15 protein-coding genes and 1 pseudogene are annotated in these 19,071 nt (G+C 62.8%); 11 read left to right on the top strand and 5 right to left on the bottom strand.

The features are described from left to right. Positions 1-30: 30 nt before the first annotated feature. The 3 genes from IPM16_16355 to IPM16_16345 form a co-directional block, all read right to left on the bottom strand. The gene (locus tag IPM16_16355; protein ID MBK9124673.1) at positions 31-1,287 is read right to left on the bottom strand and encodes a hypothetical protein; all 1,257 of its coding nucleotides are present in this window, start codon (positions 1,285-1,287) and stop codon (positions 31-33) included. A 14-nt stretch (positions 1,288-1,301) separates the two neighbouring features. Further along, on the bottom strand, positions 1,302-2,945 hold the full coding sequence (locus IPM16_16350) for a hypothetical protein (protein MBK9124672.1): 1,644 nt from the start codon (positions 2,943-2,945) through the stop codon (positions 1,302-1,304). A 585-nt stretch (positions 2,946-3,530) separates the two neighbouring features. Then, positions 3,531-4,013 (bottom strand): N-acetyltransferase, encoded by a 483-nt coding sequence (locus tag IPM16_16345; GenBank protein ID MBK9124671.1) that lies wholly within the window; start codon positions 4,011-4,013, stop codon positions 3,531-3,533. Between the two features lie 96 nt (positions 4,014-4,109). On the opposite strand from IPM16_16345, the gene IPM16_16340 reads away from it, so the two are divergent. Together IPM16_16340 and IPM16_16335 are read left to right on the top strand one after the other, a co-directional pair. Beyond that, the gene (locus IPM16_16340; protein ID MBK9124670.1) at positions 4,110-5,408 is read left to right on the top strand and encodes an LCP family protein; all 1,299 of its coding nucleotides are present in this window, start codon (positions 4,110-4,112) and stop codon (positions 5,406-5,408) included. Between the two features lie 40 nt (positions 5,409-5,448). Then, positions 5,449-6,003: a Uma2 family endonuclease gene (locus tag IPM16_16335; GenBank protein ID MBK9124669.1), complete on the top strand. Its 555-nt coding sequence runs from the start codon at positions 5,449-5,451 to the stop codon at positions 6,001-6,003. 36 nt (positions 6,004-6,039) lie between these two features. On the opposite strand, the gene IPM16_16330 is transcribed toward IPM16_16335, so the two are convergent. Beyond that, positions 6,040-8,199: a hypothetical protein gene (locus IPM16_16330; protein MBK9124668.1), complete on the bottom strand. Its 2,160-nt coding sequence runs from the start codon at positions 8,197-8,199 to the stop codon at positions 6,040-6,042. A 145-nt stretch (positions 8,200-8,344) separates the two neighbouring features. On the opposite strand from IPM16_16330, the gene IPM16_16325 reads away from it, so the two are divergent. The 3 genes from IPM16_16325 to IPM16_16315 all read left to right on the top strand — a co-directional run bounded on the left by IPM16_16325 (position 8,345) and on the right by IPM16_16315 (position 11,833). Further along, positions 8,345-10,105 (top strand): hypothetical protein, encoded by a 1,761-nt coding sequence (locus IPM16_16325; protein ID MBK9124667.1) that lies wholly within the window; start codon positions 8,345-8,347, stop codon positions 10,103-10,105. Between the two features lie 49 nt (positions 10,106-10,154). Beyond that, positions 10,155-10,640, top strand: a complete 486-nt coding sequence (locus tag IPM16_16320) for a hypothetical protein (protein ID MBK9124666.1) — start codon at positions 10,155-10,157, stop codon at positions 10,638-10,640. Between the two features lie 104 nt (positions 10,641-10,744). Continuing rightward, entirely contained in the window at positions 10,745-11,833 is a 1,089-nt protein-coding gene (locus tag IPM16_16315; GenBank protein ID MBK9124665.1) for a bifunctional 3-deoxy-7-phosphoheptulonate synthase/chorismate mutase, read from the top strand. A 106-nt stretch (positions 11,834-11,939) separates the two neighbouring features. Here the strand turns inward: IPM16_16315 and trxA are convergent, their stop codons facing one another. Further along, complete coding sequence (gene trxA, locus IPM16_16310) at positions 11,940-12,356, bottom strand: thioredoxin (protein ID MBK9124664.1); 417 nt, start codon at positions 12,354-12,356, stop codon at positions 11,940-11,942. 988 nt (positions 12,357-13,344) lie between these two features. On the opposite strand from trxA, the gene IPM16_16305 reads away from it, so the two are divergent. From IPM16_16305 to IPM16_16280, 6 genes and pseudogenes are all read left to right on the top strand, one after another. Continuing rightward, complete coding sequence (locus IPM16_16305; protein MBK9124663.1) at positions 13,345-14,430, top strand: hypothetical protein; 1,086 nt, start codon at positions 13,345-13,347, stop codon at positions 14,428-14,430. A gap of 63 nt (positions 14,431-14,493) precedes the next feature. Continuing rightward, positions 14,494-15,489 carry an aldo/keto reductase gene (locus IPM16_16300; protein ID MBK9124662.1) on the top strand — a complete coding sequence of 332 codons (996 nt, stop codon included), beginning with the start codon at positions 14,494-14,496 and terminating at the stop codon, positions 15,487-15,489. 213 nt (positions 15,490-15,702) lie between these two features. Continuing rightward, positions 15,703-16,737, top strand: a complete 1,035-nt coding sequence (locus IPM16_16295) for a hypothetical protein (GenBank protein MBK9124661.1) — start codon at positions 15,703-15,705, stop codon at positions 16,735-16,737. Positions 16,738-16,941: 204 nt separating this feature from the next. Next, positions 16,942-17,414, top strand: a pseudogene (locus IPM16_16290) (fasciclin domain-containing protein). A 165-nt stretch (positions 17,415-17,579) separates the two neighbouring features. Continuing rightward, positions 17,580-18,518, top strand: a complete 939-nt coding sequence (locus tag IPM16_16285; protein ID MBK9124660.1) for a fasciclin domain-containing protein — start codon at positions 17,580-17,582, stop codon at positions 18,516-18,518. Between the two features lie 125 nt (positions 18,519-18,643). Next, the gene (locus IPM16_16280) at positions 18,644-19,045 is read left to right on the top strand and encodes a TIGR03618 family F420-dependent PPOX class oxidoreductase (protein MBK9124659.1); all 402 of its coding nucleotides are present in this window, start codon (positions 18,644-18,646) and stop codon (positions 19,043-19,045) included. The last annotated feature ends 26 nt before the right edge of the window (positions 19,046-19,071 follow it).

The following is a 19,071-nucleotide window of genomic DNA, read 5'->3' as shown; positions in this document are numbered from 1 at the left end:
TGGATCTGCGCTCGTGTCCTGCTACCGGCGTTACTGTCCCGCCCCCGCCATCAGCGCCTCGGCCACCGCCAGCAGATCGGCACGGCAGGCGGGTGGGATGGCGTCGTCGGGCAGCGCATCGAGGCGCTCTACGAACGCGCCGACCTCCGCGAGCGAGTCCGCGACGAACGGGTCGCGGGCGGCCGACTCCGGCACGCACGCTTCGGCAATGCCGTTCAGCCGCTCCAGCGACGGGTCGGGGACTACCACGTCGAACGCCAGCTCGCCTTCCTGCCGCGTCTCCTGTGTCTGATTAACATCCGCAACGTATGATCTGCCGTAGGCTAGGCGAGCACCGTAGTTGCTCAGGTCTAGCTTCGCACTGAATTCGGCTGTTCCAGAGTGCGCGGCAATACGCACGAGCTTATCCGACTTCAGACTCCAGACCTGAACCGTTCCATCAATGCTATGTGTGGCGACAACGCCACCTCGTATAGCGTTACCATAAATCCCCCACAATCCCGTCACTGCTGAGAGGATCTCTTCGCCAGATGAAACATCGAATACCCATAAGTAAGCGTCGGTACGTCCCTCCGGATCTGACAGACTTCTGAATGTATGATTTCCAAACGCGATCTTCGAGGAGTCCGCGCTCCAAGCCACTGCCCCGAGATAACCGTCGGCGACGCGATACTGGCTTAGATTGGAGACGTCGGAAACCCCGGCCAAGTCATTCATCGGTATGAGCATCAGACCCCCTATGCCGCCGATGGCGAGCGAGGCGCCGTCGGGACTGAACGCTACGGCCCATGGATCGCTAACGTTTAGGGTCATTGTGACTTCGTATGTGCGTGCGTCCCACAGTATGACGCGCGGATCCATAGGTGCCGCACTAACGATGTAATTCCCGTCCGGACTCCAATCAACGGATGTGACAATAGCGCGATGCTCGGGCAGTGTCGCGACAAGCGTCCCATGCGCGGCATCGAATACTCTGACAGTCTGATCGTAGCCCGAGACCGCAATACGTGTATCGTCGGGACTCCACGCGACCGATGTGTATCCCCCATATTCTACCGTCAAGGCGAGAACGGTCGCCTTGCGAAGCGGGTCATAGATTGTGATATAGCCCTCGGGGATCCTGTCTCGCTCGTAGAAGTCGGCGCCGACAAATGCTATCAGCTCGCCAGAATGACTCCATGCCGCCGCTGTGGTTGCGATCACCCGCGCGGACTGAGCGAAATTGGCGTTGGGTTCAAGCGTATATAGAACCGAGAGTAGGATAACAATCAGGTTAAGACGATGCATCGGTACGTCGCTCCTTACCACCCGAAGCTACTGAAGATGTCAAGTAGAGTCTCGTCCATCCATGCTGCGCGTACTTGGCCGGAATTGTCCGGATCGGGGCAACCAGAAAGGGCGTCGCATATATTGCTAGAAGTGTAGGACTGGTAGCGCCAGCGCAAGTCCTTGAATCCTTCAGTGGGATTGAGCTTCCAATACACCCAATTCAGAAACATATCCGCAGCTGCTTCTTCAATTTCAGCTGCCAGTCCCTCATCGGTCAGGGAAGTTGAATCAGAGAACGTGCAAGGGTTTTGTTGGAATGTATGCGGCGTTTCAATAGGCATATAGAGATCCGACGGTGCTCCCTCTCCACACGGCCCGATCTTTGGAATCCGAATTGGAAAGAGCGTAGGTGTTGGTGCTGGCACTGGAGGTGCTGGGTACTCGTCATATAAGTTTGGACTCCAGCGCGCGCCACTACCCCATCCGCTGTCTAGTATGTAATCGCTACGCTGCCAGTCGCCTAGATTTGGGCCGTTCACGATGAGTGTACGAGGACCCATTACGAATCCGCCCGATGGTGCGCGAAGCGGAGTACCCGACCCGCCTGGATGTTCAACAGCATTCCGAAAATCACTCACGCCGTTAACTGTTGTTGTCGACACGAGAACATGACCGAATTCGTGCACTACGGTATGCTCAATCAAGGACACCAAGGGATCACACTGGATATTGGCTGAATAGCTCGGATTATCCGGTGTTTTACTCGTTTTACAGCCATTTGGCGTGAGATCAGCTCGGCTAAAGACGAGGCTGCGCCACCCTCCACTGCTTGACTCTCCTTGCAAGACCTCGCGAAATGCATCAACAGGGTTGGCCGCTACGCCCATTGCTGACAAGGCGTCGCCAGTCTTGATGGCTGCACTCAGGATCAGATCGCGCTCTGCTTGCGACCAGTTGCCAGTAACGATTATTCCAAAGTCTGCGAGAGAGTAGTTGGGAGTGCCGGTCGGCGTTGGAGTCGGAATGCAAAGCTGCCGGCCGCGTGTACCGCAGGGCGGCACTTGCGCCGGAGGATCAAATTCAAACTCGACTTTAGCCGAGAGTTGTTCGAGCGTGTTGACGCCTTGCTCATTTGCCGATGACGGTACTGTCGGGTTGTTCCAATAGTTCTTCTTTGCGTTGGCCACCGCGGTCGCTGTCGTGTAGCTATAGATGTGGTGGCGGATTGCGCCGTTCGTAACGGCCGAATTGTTGCGGAAATTGCTATTGCGGACCTTGATCGTCCCGGCCGCGACGTAGATCGCGCCCCCCTTGTTCGTGGTCACGCTGTTGCTCTTAAAATCCACGTACTTGATGACCGCTGCATGGCCCACAAGAAACGGGCTGGCGTTGGTGGCAATCGCCCCGCCTTGACTCGCCGAATTCCCGTCAAAGTAGACCTTTTCGAGCGTCATGACTCCATTGGAGTAGATGGCTCCGCCATACCCGTTTTCTGGGTCGGACGCGCTGTTGTCGATGAACCTCGCGTTGGTGACGGTTAGTGTCGCATTTGACGATTCGACGTGAATTGCGCCGCCCTTGTCGTTGTTCGCATTAGGATCGTCTGTCGCCCCATCCTTCAATGTCATGTGGTCGAGCTTCAACGAAACGCCCGGCACTTTGATCATGGTGTTCATGCTGCCGGACTGTGCGCCGGGGATGCCGACTTGCCGGAGAATGGTGGAGTCTGCATGTGCACCGTAGATCTCAACCGTGCCGAGGATAACAAGGGTTTGCGCGAGCGGGTAGTCCCCGGCCTCAAGATAGATCTTATAGACTACCGTCGGGTTCTGATTCGACGCAGTGATGGCGTCCCGGAGCCCGGTGACATCCCCGGACGCGATGACATGAATGGCTTCATTGCGCGTGTCGGGGCCAGTGTAAGAGGCCTCAGCGGGCGTTGATGTTGGCGTGGAGGTGGGGTTGGGAGTCGGCTCGCCGCGCGGGACGCCGGGCTGTGGAGTGACCGGCGGATCGATGCCGCAAAAACCGCTGGGCGCAAGGGGTGTGTCCGTGGCGTAGGGTTGGGCGACGCCGGACTCAGGCGTTATCCCCCCCCCAGTATTACAAGCACTATAACGATCAAGATGGCAGCAGTGGCTTGCATTGGTACAGCCTCTTAGCTGACTTTGATCGAAGCGTAATGCGGGTTGTGCTTCGCGTCAATCGGATTGGTACTATTGGGCTAACACGACCCTACAGTGCATTAAAGTCGATTTCCCCTACAACAGCAGTTCGACGATCACCACGTCGCGCCAGACGCCGTCCAGCATCCCGTGCCGGATGTACGTGCCGACCTCGCGGAATCCCAGCGACCGCATCAGCCGGCGGCTGGTGGCGTTTTCCACGAAGATGCGGCTGATCAACTTGTGGAACCCCGCCGCGCGCGCCTCGTCGATCAGCGCGACCATCGCGGCACGCCCCGCCCCCTGCCCGCGTGCGGTTCGCTCGACGTACACCGAATACTCGGCGATCGTCGCGTAGCACTCGCGCGGACGGTACGTGCTGGTCGACGCGAACGCCACAATCGCGCCGTCGCGCTCGGCCACCACGGCCGGATGCACGCCGTCGAACCATTTCGTGATGTCGTCCACGGTGCGCAGGCGCGTCTCGAACGTGCCGAGCCGGTCTTCGATGCCCTGATTGTAGATGCGGCAGATAGCGTCGGCGTCAGCGGGGGTGGCCAGTCGAGTGGTCAGAGGCATGAGGGTCCTGCTCCGTAGGCGGCGCGTGGGGCGTGCGAGGTCACGTACGTCTACAATACTAGATATTGGTCGTGACGAACGCTGTGAGATTCACCCATGCGCCGCCTCGTTTTTGCTGCACTTTGCATCGCGATTTCCATTACCGGCGTGTCTGCTCAGCCGCGTTTGGACGACACGATCGCGCCGGCGATGGAGCCGATCGACGTGCCGGACGATGTCGAGATCTTCCTGCTGATCGGCGCGGGCAACAACAGCCTCGAAGAGAAGGCCGGCCTGACCGACATGCTGATGCTGGTGGCTGTCAACCGGGCGGCCAACACGGCGTCGATGCTGCACATCCCGCGCGACTACTGGGCCAACATCCCCGGTTTCGGCATGCACAAGATCAATCAGGCCTTCTACTTCGGCGAAACGCACGAGGTCGAGGGCGGCGGCATCGCACTGCTCAAGCAGACGATCCTGTACAACTTTGGCCTGCCGGTCGATCACTACGCGGCAGTCGACTTCAACGGCTTCCTCGGCGTGATCGACCAGATCGGCGGCATTCGGATTTCGGTCGACTGCATCATTCAGGACTGGAAGCTGAAGGAGCGCGAGCTGGACAAGCGCGTCGCCGACAACTACGAGTTGTTCACGCTGCCGATCGGCGTGCACACGCTCGATGCCGACACCGCGCTGTGGTACATCCGCAGCCGCGTCACCAGCAGCGACCTCGACCGCGGCCGGCGCACGCAGGACGTACTGCGCGCGATCTGGCGCAAAGTCCGCAGCGAGGACATGCTCACCGGACTGCCGGCGCTGTGGGACGCCACGTCGCGCTATCTGTACACCGACCTCACGCTGGGCGACCTGCTTGGCTACGTGCCGTTCGCGCTCAACGTCGACGCCGACCGCATCGAGCAGTACCGCTTCCGCATGGGGCCGCACATCAAGAACGCGCTCGGTCCCGCGCCAGATTATCAATCCGTGATCGCGCCCGCCGACCTTGCCGCGATCCGCGAGTTGGTCGTCGATTTCGTGACCCCGCCGACACGCAACCAGATCGCGCTGGCCGGCCTGCGTATCGAGGTCATCAACAGCGGCGGGGTCAACGGCATGGCGACCGTCGCCGTCGACCGCCTCTCGCAGGAAGGGTTCGCGCCGTTCATCGGCACCGAGCCGACCCACTACCGCGACTTCACGGCCATCTACGACTACACCGGGCAAGAGCGCAACAGCCCGATCCCAACGTTCATGCGACTGTTCCGCGTCACAGCGGACGGCGTCATCGTCCAGCCCGACCCGAATCGGACCGTCGACTACAAGATCTACGTGGGCAACACCTACAGCGTGTGGGCGTGCACGCGCAACGTCATCCAGCCGAAGTGGCCGCCCGACCCGACTCCTACGCCGTGATGCGCGGTATAATCGGAGTCCGAGAACGCGGGAGACTGCCATGGTAGCCCAACCGTCCGAACGCGCGGCACAGATGACGCTGGAGGAGTTCCTCAACCGTCCCGATACCAACCTGCCTATGGAGTACGAGGACGGCGAGGTCATCATGCTGCCTATGCCGACGACTAAACATCAGACCATCGTATTGAACGTCGCGGACGTACTGAAGTCGGCGATGCCCAGCGGCAAACGATTTGTCGCACCGACGGACATTCGTCTCGGCGGACGGATCTATCAGCCAGACGTGTTCTGGGTCAAGGAAGGCAGCGCCTGCGTCGACCGGGGCACGCACTTCGACGGCCCTCCCGACCTCGTCGTGGAGATCGCCTCGCCGAGCACAAGCCGACGCGACCGGCGCGAGAAGTTCGCGACATACGAATCGTCTGGTGTGGGCGAATACTGGCTGATTGATCCAGACGGTGCGGTGATCGAGATACACACGCTCGTTGACGGCAAATACCAGCGCTACGGCGTCTTTGGTCCCGAGGACACGTTCACCACGCCGGCGCTCGGCGCCGAAAAGCCGATCAGCGGCGCGGCTATCTTCGCGGAGTAGAGAACCCTCGGGCCGCTGTCCCGCATTTCAACACCATTATGGATAGCGCACCGGAGCAAGCGTGAGTGTGTCTTCACCGACCACCGGCAGCACGCGGCCTGTGCGTTCGTCCACCGCACGCAGCGTCACCAGCCACGCGACCGGGTGCGGCACCGGCGGCAGCGGCATCACCACCGTGTCGCGGATGATCTCGCCGTCGCGCCAGCATGTCGGCGGATACGACTCGCCCTGTGCCCACCAGCGGAACGGATCGCTCACGATCGTCCCCTCGTCGGTCTGCGCGGTCGCCACCAACTCGAACTGATACGGGCGCTCGGTGGGGGTCAGGCCGCGGAACTCGAACTCGTAGGTCAGCGCCTGCCGCGACGGATCGCCCACCCAGCGGTACCGCTCCAGCGCGAACGCGCCCGGATCGACCGTGCTGACGGTGAACCAGACCTGCTCGTCCGCCTCCGTCCACGCCACGTCGCCCAGCCCGCCAATGTCCTGCCTCGGTCCGTCCGGCATCGGGTCGAGGTCGAGCGGCACGACGTACAGCACCGCGGCCATCGCCAGCACGACGACCGCCTGTGCGCCGATCAGAGGAAGGTCGAAGCGGCTGTCTCGCTCGCGCAGTACGACCGCGCCCATCAGCAGCAGGAACGGCATGTAATAGATGAGGATGCGTGCATTCTCGCCTTGCACGATGCCTGCCACGTTCACAGCCATCACCGTGATCGCCATCGCGAGGGCAAACACGGTCAGCCCGTCCCAGCGCCGCAGACGGATCGCGCGCACGACGCCCCATACCGCCAGAACCGACGCCGGCAGGCCGGTAAACAACAGCACGTCGTACGGATGCAGAATCAGCCACGGCAAGTACGCGCGCTGCACGAGTTCGGCATGCGAGCCAAACGTCACGCGGAGGATGTCCAACGGCGACACGCCCGTCACCACCGTATAGACCACCCACGGCGCGAACAGCCCGACCCCGAACACTGCTCCGACAACCACCGCGCGAATGAGACGTGCTGAGTGATGCCTGATGCGTGCTAAGCGGGTGCCGCTGCCTTCTTCCTCCCCCTCACCCGAAGAAACCTCACCCCCAACCCCTCTCCCGAGGAGAGGGGCGTTGGAATCCGGACTATACTTCTCCCCCTCGCCCCTTGAGGGAGAGGGGGCTGGGGGGTGAGGGCCACTCTCCCCTCTTCCTGAGGGAGAGGGGCTGAGGGTGAGGGCCATCTCCCCTCGCCCCTTGAGGGAGAGGGGGCCAGGGGGTGAGGGGACAAACGCACACCACCCCAACGTAAACAACCCCGCCAGCAGCAGAAACGGCAGCACCGCGAAGTTGAGCAGTGTCGTAACGGCGGTCGTCAACCCTGCGCCCAACACCCAACCCAGGTGCCCGGTTTGCAGACCACGCAGCAGAAGCCAGAACGCCAGCGCGCACAACGTCGGATACAGCGTGTTCCACGTCGGCGCGAACATCAGCACGGCGGGGACGAGCGCCCACCACCCGGCGAGTCGCGCGGCTAGCATGCGGTCACCGGTCAGGTCGCGCGCAATGCTGAAGATCGGCAGCACCGCGAGCGCAGCCAGCAGCGGCATCAGAAACGCGAACAGGCCCGCCGCGGTAATCTCGCCGCGCGAGTACCACATCACGTCGACATCGTGACACTGGTACATCCGCCATGCTTGGCTGACCGGCGCAGCGAATCCTTGCAAGGCTGGCGCGTCGAACACGTCTGCGACCGCTTGATGCGCCAGCACCTGCCCCGGCGGACTGGTCGTGAAGTGGATCAGGTTGAGGCCAAACGCCTCGTCCATGACCTCCGGCCAGCGCTGAAGCGTCGGAAGCACGCCGTCGCGCGCCATGATGCTGGCTTGGAGGGATGCCGCACCGGTCTGTACCGGCGAGACGGTGCGCGTGAACAGCAGGAAGAACGGATCGCCGTTAATGCCGACGACCAGATACGCCAGCGCCGTGCCGCCGAACACCGTCCACGCCAACAGCGCGCGTATGGCGCGGCGCGCTCGCAGCAGGGCGGTCACGACGACATATACCGCCAACCCCGCGGCCAGCGCGATCACCGTGACGGCGTCCAGCGGGGCCTGGTACGCCCACTGCCAGCCCGCACCGCCGCGCAGACCCGGATACAGGTCGAACGCGATGAATACGGCCAGCACGACGGCGGCGATAACGATCACACGGCGCATAACGGCATCAGGGCATCCGACAGATTAGGACAAATTCCTTACGCTCCATAGGGTAGCGTTGACGGAACGACTTGGCGAGTGCGCGTAGAATGAAGTGGGGTGCAGGACGCCGCGCCCCGTGAAAGACTGAAAACAAAGGATCGTCATGCGCGCCTTGACTGTGATTCTGTTGATCGCCCTGCTGTCCATGACCGCGCCCGTCCGCGCTGCCGTCAACGAGGTCGTCGGCACCGGCACGGCTGGGAGCTGCACCGAAGACGCCCTGCGCAATGCGGTCAAATCGCTCAACAACAATAACGGTGGCACAATCACATTCAACTGCGGCGGCGCGCATACGTTCCCGCTCACCAAGCAGCTCAAGTTCGACACGGCAAACGCCAATTACGTCATCGACGGCGGCGGCGTGATCACGCTCGACGGCCAGACCGACACGCGCGTGATCTACACGGCGTCCGGCCTGCACTTGTCGCTGACGGTGCGCAACCTGTCGATCATCAACGGGCGCGCCAAGAACGACGCCCCCGGCGAGCGGGCAGCCAATCAGGGCGGCGGAATCTACAGCGGCTACCGCAATACGCTGACGGTCGAGAATGTCACGTTCGTCAATAACCGTGCCACGGCGGAGCGCCACCCGTATCACGGCGGCGGCGCGATCGCTATCGACACCACCAGCATCGTCACGATCACCGACAGCACATTCATCGACAACCGGTCGCCCAACGGCGGCGCGATCAACAATCTGCTCAGTGTGCTGACCATCGAGCGCAGCCTGTTTCAGGCCAACATGTCGACCAGCCCCGATCCCGGCGGCGGCGGTGCGATCTACAACGACGCCGGCAAGCTGACGATCAAGGACTCGCACATCTTCGACAACTCGTCGGCCAACCTCGGCGGCGGCATCTTCACGTGGGCGCACAACGTCAACGGCAGCTACAGCGGCCCGACGACGATCAAGAACACGGTGATCGACGGCAACAGCGCGGAACACGGCGGCGGGCTGTGGAAGGGCGGCTTCTACATCCTCAAGCTGAAGAACAGCAGTGTGACGAACAACACGGCCACCGATGTGGGCGGCGGCATTTCCGGCACAGGACCGGGCAAGGATTTCAAGATCGTCAACACGACCTTCGCCTACAACAGCGTGACGACGACCGGGTCGGCGGGCGCCCTGTTCAGCACCGCCGGGTCGACGGTCACGAGCGCGACGTTTGCCTTCAACACCGTGCCCAACGACGACGCGAGCGTCGGCGGCGCGATTCACGCCAAAGCGACCGTCAAGAACACGATCTTCCTCGGCAATACCGGCGGCTGGAACGGCATCCGCGGCTGTTTCGGGGCGATCACCAACGGCGGGCACAATATCCAGTCACCCGGCGACTCGTGCGGCGGGGGTATTCCGATCAAGGACGCCCTGCTGAACGCGGCGCTCGAGCCTGCGCGCGCCAGCCTGACCTTCGGCCAGACGCAGGTGCTCGTGCCGCTGCCGGGCAGCCCGGCCTACAATGCCGGAGCCAACTGCCCGGGCACCGATCAGCGCGGGGTGAGCCGCCCGCAGGGCGACGCGTGCGATATCGGCGCGTACGAGAAGATCGGCACTGCGCCGGGCGACGTGACGATCACGTTCCCGACCGACGGCGGCACCGCCGGCACGCAGCCCATAATCACGTGGACGCCGTCCGCGGGGGCGGACACGTACAAGATCATCATCAAGAAGTCGAACGGCGATAAGGTCTACAGCACGGTGCGGACGCCCGGGGCGTCCAACTGCGCGGCGACGTGCAGCCTGAACATTGCCGCCGACGACGAGATCACGCTCAAGACCGGCAAGGCGTATTCGGTGAAGGTCAAGGCCCGCAGCGACTTCGGCTCCCGCGCCGACAAGGCGACGTTCACCGTGACGGGGTGATGCGTGTCGGTGTATCCTGAGCATGTCGAATACCCAATCTCAGGACGCCATGACCAACCCCTTTCGCAACCGTCGCACACTGTTCATGCTCGTCGTGAGCGCCGCTGTCGCCGTGGTGTCGATCCTCGCCATCGTGCGCTTCGGCCCATCCGACCCGGAGTTCGCCGAACTGCGCGACCGTGCCGACACGTTCTTCCGCGCGATCGGACTGGCGCAGTACGACGAGACATTCGCACTTCTCGACAGCGGATGGCAGCAGCAGTTGGAATCACCGCAGGCATTGGCGCTGATCACTACCGCGTCCGCCGCGCTGCCCGAGTCGTATCGCTTCGACGGCACGGTCGAGGCGTGCGAGGCCGGCGGCGCGCAGTTCAAGATCCTTTACGGTACGGCGCGCGTGGCCGTGCGGGACGTGGTGATGGCGGTCTACTTCCACCGCGAGATCGGTCAGTGGCGCGTGCGCGGGGTCAGCCTCGACGGCGGTGTCCTCGGCGTCTCCCTGCCGGGCGACTGCATGATGGTCGAGGAGGAGTAATCGACTTCACTTGTCGAATCTGCCTGACTCCGGTTGCCGCACGGTGAGACCGCGCTTATAATGACCGGCCAACATCGAGGGCCCAGCGTTCAGGACACCACACCATGACCGAAGATCGTTTGCAGGAGCTGCGCGGGCAGGTTGACGACATCAACCTCAAGCTGCTCGACTTACTCAACCAGCGCGCCAAAGTCGTCAGTGAGATCGGCAAAGTGCATACCCACCTCGGCAACACGTTTTACGATCCCGTGCGCGAGGGGCAAATGCTGCAGGCGCTCGAGATGGCCAATCAAGGTCCGTTCAGCAACGATGCGATCAAGGCGCTGTTCAAAGAAATCTTCCGCGCGTCGTTGGCCCTCGAAGAGTCGCAGACCAAGGCCAAGATCAAGGTCGAGCGCAAGGCCCCCGGCGAGCGCACGATCATCACCATGTCGGACGGCGTGACGCAGATCGGCAATAGCACGTTCCAGATCATCGCCGGCCCGTGCGCCGTCGAGAGCATGGAGCAGATGGACGAGACGGCGGCGGCGCTGGCCGAGCGCGGCGTCAAGTTCCTGCGCGGGATGGCCTTCAAGCCGCGCACATCGCCGTACGAGTTTCAGGGCTTGGGCGAGCCCGGCCTCAAGATCGCGCGGCAGGTGGCCGACAAATACGGTCAGTTCGTCGTGTCCGAGATCATGGACAAGAGCCAGCTTCAGATGATGTTCGACTACGTCGACGTGTTCTGGGTGGGCGCGCGCAACATGCAGAACGCGTATCTGCTCAAGGCACTCGGCCAGCAGCAAAAGCCGGTCATCCTCAAGCACAGCTTCGGCGCGACGATGGACGAGTTCCTGTACGCCGCCGAGTACATCGTGAGCAGCGGTAACCCGAACGTCATCCTGATCGAGCGCGGCATCCGCAGCTTCGAAAAGTGGACACGTGCCGGCCTCGACATCGGCGCGGTGGCAGCCCTCAAGATCGAGACGCACCTGCCGGTCGTCATCGACATCTCGCACAGCGCGGGCCGGCGCGATATCGCCATTCCGATGGCGCGGGCGGCCAAGGCGGTCGGCGTCGACGGCCTGATGGTCGAGGTGCATCCCAACCCGCCGGTCGCCATGAGCGACAGCAAGCAGCAGCTCTACATCCACCAGTTCCACGAGATGATGGATGCCATCGGCGAGCTGACGGTGGTCGGCAGCGGCGACTAGGCTTCCACCTTTACGGAGAATCAGACGGCGCGGCCAATTCGGGCCGCGCCGTTTTGATTCTGTGCCCACGACTGGTCGGGGTGCGGATTTGGCGTCCATGCGGGGGCTAATCCAGGTGCGGCACCAGCTCGCTGACGATCTCGTCCTTCGGTCGCTGACCGATGATGCGGGCCACCGGCTCACCACCCTTGAACAGGATCAGCGTCGGGATACTGGTGATGTCGTAGCGCACAGCCAAGTCCGTCTGCTGGTCGATGTCCAGCTTGCCCACCTTCATCGTGCCGGTGTATTCCGTCGCCAGCTCGTCTACGATCGGCGCGATCGCGCGGCACGGCCCACACCACTCGGCCGAGAAGTCGACCAACACCGGCTGATCGGAGTTCAGAACTTCGCTCTCGAAATTGGTCGTAGTGACTTCGAACGTCGTCTGCCCCGCGCCCTCGTTCACCTGCGGGGCCGCCTGCGCTCCCGTTCCCGCAATCGCATCTACCGGCTCGGGCAGGATGTCCTGCAGGAACGGCATAAGCGCGGCGTACTCGGTCGCGTCGATGCTTGTCACCTGCGGCTCGCCGGACGGCGCACCGTCCGCATCGAGCGGTACCTCCGCCATCGACCCGGCAGGAATCTCGACGGCTGTATCTCCGACCGTGAGGCGCGCGCTGCCCTCCAGTGTCGCAAGGACCATCCGATCGTCCCACATCGCCCGCATGTAGATCGTCGATCCAAGCTCGACCTGCATTCGATTGACGAGCAGATTTACGCGCGCCGAACCGCCGAGCGTCTGGATCAACACGCCGTCCGGCGGCGCCTCCGCACACTGCGGGCGGCCGATCCCCGTGCGCAGCGTGATTGCCTGCATCGAACTGTATATGAAGTCATCGGAGGCTCCTTCAGGCATTGCGACCTCCGGGACGTCGCTGCTGCTGTCGATCATGGTCACATCACCGATCAGAACCATAGTGACATTCTGACCGGGCAGTGCGCCGGGGAGGTTGGCTTGAAGCGAAACCACCGCGATTCCCCACTGATCCGGCGTGATCATCGGACCGACAGAGACCGCCTCGACAGCGATGAGTTCCGCGAAATCTCCCGGTTCGGCGAACGGGACGTCCGGGTCTTCCTCGCGCAGCGTAACGTCGAGCAGGGCATTGCCGTAACACAACTGATTGCGCCCAATCTGCTCGCAAGCCGTATCGACTTGTCCGAGCGCCTGCTGGACGAGGCTCACACATTGTGGATTGCCTTGTGCGCTGGTGAAAACGGAGACGCAGAGAACGAGTGCTGATACCGTCACAAATGACCGCATACGGACCCCCGCAAATCCTGATTGTGTGTAGTCATCATACGACTGATTTGCAGAGTTGGAGCCGATTGCGGATGCGATTTCGTCCGGACCTGTAACTTCGCCTTGCGAACTTGCGGAATAGAGTAAGCTTGTAGGTGTCGGATTGCTGTCGCATACGAATATGCGCCGGTCCGGTGACGGTACCTTGCGAACGGTTGAGTCCACGATGTTCAATCGAATTGCGCTCTGCCTCGTGACGCTTCTCGTGTTTAGCCTGCCCGTCTATGCGCAGAACTCCGCCCCAACCCTGACATCCGACGCCGAATACGACATCGGGTTCGATTGCCCGGTGAGCGCCGCTCTGTCCCCGGACGGGCAGAGCCTCTGGGTTCTGATGGACAACTGCGGTGGGTATCGCTATTCGCTGCGTGCGTTCAACGTCAGCGACGGCGCGCCGCTGGACGTCGGCGACTTCTCTGCCGAGCTCGAGCCGCTGGAACTTGGATACGTCGATTCGTTCGTCGTGCCATTGGCGTTCATCTCCGACACAGTGCTGAGCGTGCGCTACAGCGACAGCGAGACGTATGATCTGCGCAGCCTGCAAGTCGACATCAGCGGAGGAGCCGCGCCGGTATCTCCCTTCTTGGCCGACCAAGCGCGAACGGACCTTGTGCGCAGCGTGACCGAGTACGCGGAATACGCGGTGAACAGCCCCGACCATTCGCTCGTCGTGGCCGCGAGCGATACGGCGTTTCACATTTTCGACCTGCGTGGCGGCGCAGAAATCCTGACGATTGACTCCGATCTGGCGTCATTCGGCGCCTACGCGTGGTTTTCCGATGACGCAGCAACTGTCTACATCGCAACACTGGACGAACCCGATAACTTCGACAACTTCAATGCGACACTCGTCGCGTACAGCCTGCCTGATGGGGCAATCACCGCCGAGTATGCGGTGCCTTCGCCCTTTCTGACCGTCAGCCCGGACGGGCGGTATGCGGTCGCTCAAGCCGGCTCTGCCGATGGCGAGGAGTCCACGCTCTGGGTCGTTGATCTGCGCAGCGGCACGAGCAGCGAGGTGCTCTCGATGTACGAAGATCCCAAACCGGCGACGAGGTGTCTCAATCGTCAGAGCGATCTCAGCGATGTGAATTTCCGGATCTCCGGTAAGCTGTCTGTGAGCAGTGTGACCTGGTTTCCGGACAGCACGCGCTTTCTCGTCACCCGGTCGTATGGCGGCGAAGGCGTCGGCGGCGGTCTCCCATGCTATCTCAACTACAGCCGGCTGAATGCCTTCAGCGTCGGGCCATAACCGGCGGCGCGTGGTATAAACAGGTGGGACTATTGTCTCGCTTGAACTGAACAGGACACCCGCATGCAAACCACCAAACTCGGGCGCACCGGCCTGACCGTCAGCCGGCTGTGCCTCGGCACCATGACCTTCGGCTGGAGCGCCGACGAAGCGACCTCGCACGCCATCATGGACGCGGCGGTCGACCACGGCATCAACTTCTTCGACAGCGCCGACATCTACAGCTTCTGGGTGGATGGCAACAAGGGCGGCGAGTCGGAGACGATCATCGGCACGTGGCTCAAGCATAAGCCGCGGCGCGACATCGTGATCGCCACCAAGTGCCGCATCCGCATGGAACCCGGCCAAAACCGCGAGGGACTGAGCCGGCATCACATCATCCACGCCGTCGAGGACAGCCTGCGCCGGCTCCAAACCGACTACATCGACCTGTATCAGGCGCATGCGTTCGACGCCGCCACACCGATCGACGAGACGATGGCCGCGTTCGACCACCTCGTGCAGTCGGGCAAGGTGCTGTACATCGGCGCCAGCAACTATCCGGCGTGGCGGTTGGTCGAAAGCCTGTGGGCGTCCGACCGGCGCGGCCTCGCCCGCTACGAGACGCTTCAGCCGCACTACTCGCTCTTCCACCGCGATGAGTTCGAGCGTGATCTGGCCGACGTGTGCTTGCAGCACGGTATCGGCGTGATCCCTTACAGCCCGCTGGCGGCCGGATTCGCGACCGGTAAGTACACCCGCGACGCCAGCCCCAAGTCGGCCGACACGTCGCGCGGGGACTCTGGTCTGATCAACCGGCTCGTCAATGATCCGCGGGCATGGGACGCGCTCGATCTGGCGACGCGCATCGGGGATGGTCACGGGCATCCGGTGGCGCATGTGGCGTTGGCGTGGCTGTTGGCGAAGCCGACCGTGACCGCACCGATCGTCGGGGCGCGCACCGTGCAGCAGCTGCTCGACGTGGTCGGAGCGGACGAGCTTGCCCTGTCCGCCGACGAGATCGCGCAGCTTGACGCCGCGACCGAGGGTTTCGGCTGGGGCGACCGGCACCGGGTGTAGACGAAAGGGCGAGCCGCCGGCTCGCCCCTACAACCTTTTCTGTGCGCTCTGTGTCCTCCGTGGGCTCTGTGCCCGCTTTTCCTCATCACGCAGCACTTTCCACTCAGCACTTCGCCGCAGGCGACTGGCGTGCTTTTGCGATTCCTCGTACGCTGTTCTCAGCGTTGATGTGAGCATCGGCAAGACCGAGTCCACCCCGAGGGAGGGGGTTCGATGAGCGCGCAGATTCCCAACTACGACGAGTTCGCCAAGCTGCCGCTGGCGCAGCGCAAGATGATCCTCGGCATGGCGGCCCGCTTCGGCGGATCGCAGCTCGCCCCGCTGTTCATGGCCGTCTATCAGCACGACCCCGACCCCGAACTGCGCGCGTTAGCGATCAAGGAGTTGGGCGAGGCGGGCATCTCGGTGCAAGGCGACGGACGTCCGCTCAACACCTCGACACCACCGGCGCAGCCGAGTTCGGCGCTGGGCGGGATCGGCATCAGCGGGTTCGGCTCCGGCGACGCGCTCAGCCAGCAAGAAGACGCCCTGCGGCGTCAGTTCGCGGCCGACGCCCGCGCCGATCAGCAGGCCGAGCTTGAAGGCGAAGGCGTGAGCGTCTCGGTCGGCCCGACCTTCGTGTGGTCGAACACGATGGGGAGCGCCGCGCCGGTCGAGCTGACGGGCGGCACAGGGCGTCCTGTCCAGCGCGGGCCGCAGCTCGCCAATGTCTTCACGCTGCGCCGCGGTGACGAGAAATATCTCACCGGCGAGCGCAACACCCTCCGCAGCGGCAACGGCGTGATCCTGCTCGTGGTCGTAATTCTCGTCGCAGCCCTCGGCTTTACCTTGTTCATGTTCAACGCGACCGGCTTCACCGATATGCAGATGCCGTTCTTCGATACCAGTGGACTGACGAACCTGCCGGTCCTGATTATCGGGGGCGTCTTCGGCCTCATCTTCCTGATCCTGTTTCTCGTGATGGTGTTTGGCGCGCGGCGGCGCAGATTCTACCTCAACAACGGCCAGCTTCTGCTCGGTCAGGTGGTCGCGGCGTGGGGGCGCTGGCATACCAGCACGGACAGCGAAGGCGGTACAAGCCGCAGCTACCGCGTAACGCTGAAATACCGCGTGCGCGCGCCGGACGGCCTTGTGATCGAAGATGAGGCGTCCGAGACGCGCAACGATCTTGCTCGATCCGTGCTTCCCAATCCTGGCGATCCGATCGCGCTCCTGTACGTCGACAAGGACCACATTCGCGTGGTGTAAACCGCCGCCAGATGGCGGCACGCGCTCCGAAAATGAGAAGCATACCCGTGTTCTTGACTTCGGCTGAGCACGGGGAAAACGGCGAATTTCGCTTCTCAGATTCGGGACAATTACGATTGAGATTCCACTCACCTCAGGAAAATACACGACCAATTTAATCCCGATAGATTGGGACCCGGACGTGTAACCTTACTGGAGTGGAACATGCGCAAGATCCTTATCGTAGTTGTCGTAGCCATCCTTGGTGGCCTGCTGGTCGCGCCCGCCGCGGCTCAGGATCAGACCATTGTCGACATCGCCGTGGCAGACGGCCGCTTTACCACGTTGGTCGCCGCCGTAACCGCCGCCGACCTCGTCGACACCCTGAGCGGCGAAGGTCCGTTCACCGTATTCGCCCCGACCGACGACGCGTTCGCTGCGCTGCCGGAAGGCACGGTCGAGGCCCTGTTGGGCGACATCCCCGCACTTACCGACATCCTGCTGTATCACGTGGTCGCCGGTCAGGCGCTGGCGGCTGATGTCGTCGGCCTCGACAGCGTCACCACCGTGCAGGGTCGGATATCACCATCGAAGTCGTCGATGGCGGCGTCGTGCTGAACGGTTCGGTCAACGTCATCATCACCGACATCGTCGCCAGCAACGGCGTGATCCACGTGGTCGATGCCGTCCTGCTGCCGCCCGCTCAGCCTGCGGATACGACCCCGGTCGTGATCACCGCTGCCAATGACATCAGCGTCAACATCAACTTCCGTGCGGGTCCCAGCCTCGATGACGCGGTCATCGGCAGCTTCGTTCCGGGTGCGAGCGCTCCGGTTGTCGCCCGCAACGCGGCCGGCGACTGGATTCAGATCGATCTCGACGGCCAGCTCGGCTGGGTGTTCGCGCCGCTGACCACCCTGAGCGGCGACGTTCAGACGCTGCCGGTTGCGCCGGGCACCATCGTGGACATCGCCGTCGCGGATGGCCGCTTCACCACGCTGGTCGCTGCGGTTCAGGCTGCCGGTCTGGTCGATGCGCTCAACGGCGAAGGCCCGCTGACCGTGTTCGCCCCGACCGACGATGCGTTCGCCGCGCTGCCGGAAGGCACCGTCGAGGCGCTTCTGAACGACATCCCGACGCTGACCGACATCCTGCTGTACCACGTGGTTGCTGGTCAGGCACTGGCCGCGGACGTCGTGACGCTCGAGGGCGTGACCACACTGCAGGGTTCGGACATTACGATCGAAGTCACCGATGCGGGTGTCGTGCTGAACGGTTCGGTGAACGTCATCATCACCGACATCATCGCCAGCAACGGTGTGATCCACGTCATCGACGCGGTGCTGCTGCCGCCGACTCCGGAACAGCCGATCGAGGACGCGCCTGCTGCCGGCACGATCGTTGAAATCGCCGTTGCAGACGGCCGCTTCACCACGCTGGTCGCTGCGGTGCAAGCCGCCGGTCTGGTCGACGCGCTCAACGGCGAAGGCCCGCTGACCGTGTTCGCCCCGACCGACGATGCGTTCGCCGCGCTGCCGGCCGGCACCGTCGAGGCGCTGCTGAACGACATCCCGACGCTGACCGACATCCTGCTGTACCATGTGGTTGCCGGTCAGGCGCTGGCCGCCGATGTCGTGACGCTCGACAGCGTGACCACGCTGCAGGGCTCGGACATTACGATCGAAGTCACCGATGCGGGTGTCGTGCTGAACGGTTCGGTGAACGTCATCATCACCGACATCATCGCCAGCAACGGTGTGATCCACGTCATCGACGCGGTGTTGCTGCCGCAGGGCATGTAGTCGCTCCGTGACGTTTTTGGCGGGGCCGGGTCGTCACGATCCGGCCCCGTTTTGATTCGCGCGTTCGTGCTCCGCGAACTGACGTCTCGTTGGTATACTCGCGCGATCCAACACAGGGGGAGATCATGGAGAACCTGACGGCGGAACAGATACAGGCGTTCTTGGCGGAAGGCGGCCGCGACGTGCTCGTAGCGACCGTCAACGGCAGCGGACAGCCGCACCTCGTGCCGGTGTGGTATGAGATGGATGCGGGCGAGATCGTGTTCATGACCGGCGTATCCACGGTCAAAGGGCGCAACTTGCGCGCCGACCCGCGCATCGCCGTGTGCGTCAGCAAGCCGGACGACCCGATCACGTTCGTCAGCATGCAAGGGGTGGCCGAAGAAGTCACCGAGGTTGAGGAAAAGCGTCGCCTCGTCGCGCTGGTAATGGGCAAGTACGGCGATCCGAATCCGCCCGAAGGCGACCTGACGGATACGATGGTCGTCCGTGTGAAGCCGGCCAAGACCGTCGCCATTCGTTACTAGCGCCACGTCGACAACCCACACCTGTA

This window comes from Candidatus Flexicrinis affinis (assembly GCA_016716525.1).
Classification (GTDB): domain Bacteria; phylum Chloroflexota; class Anaerolineae; order Aggregatilineales; family Phototrophicaceae; genus Flexicrinis; species Flexicrinis affinis.
The sequence above is the reverse complement of the archived record's forward strand: the minus strand, read 5'-3'. Positions and strand labels throughout refer to the sequence as shown.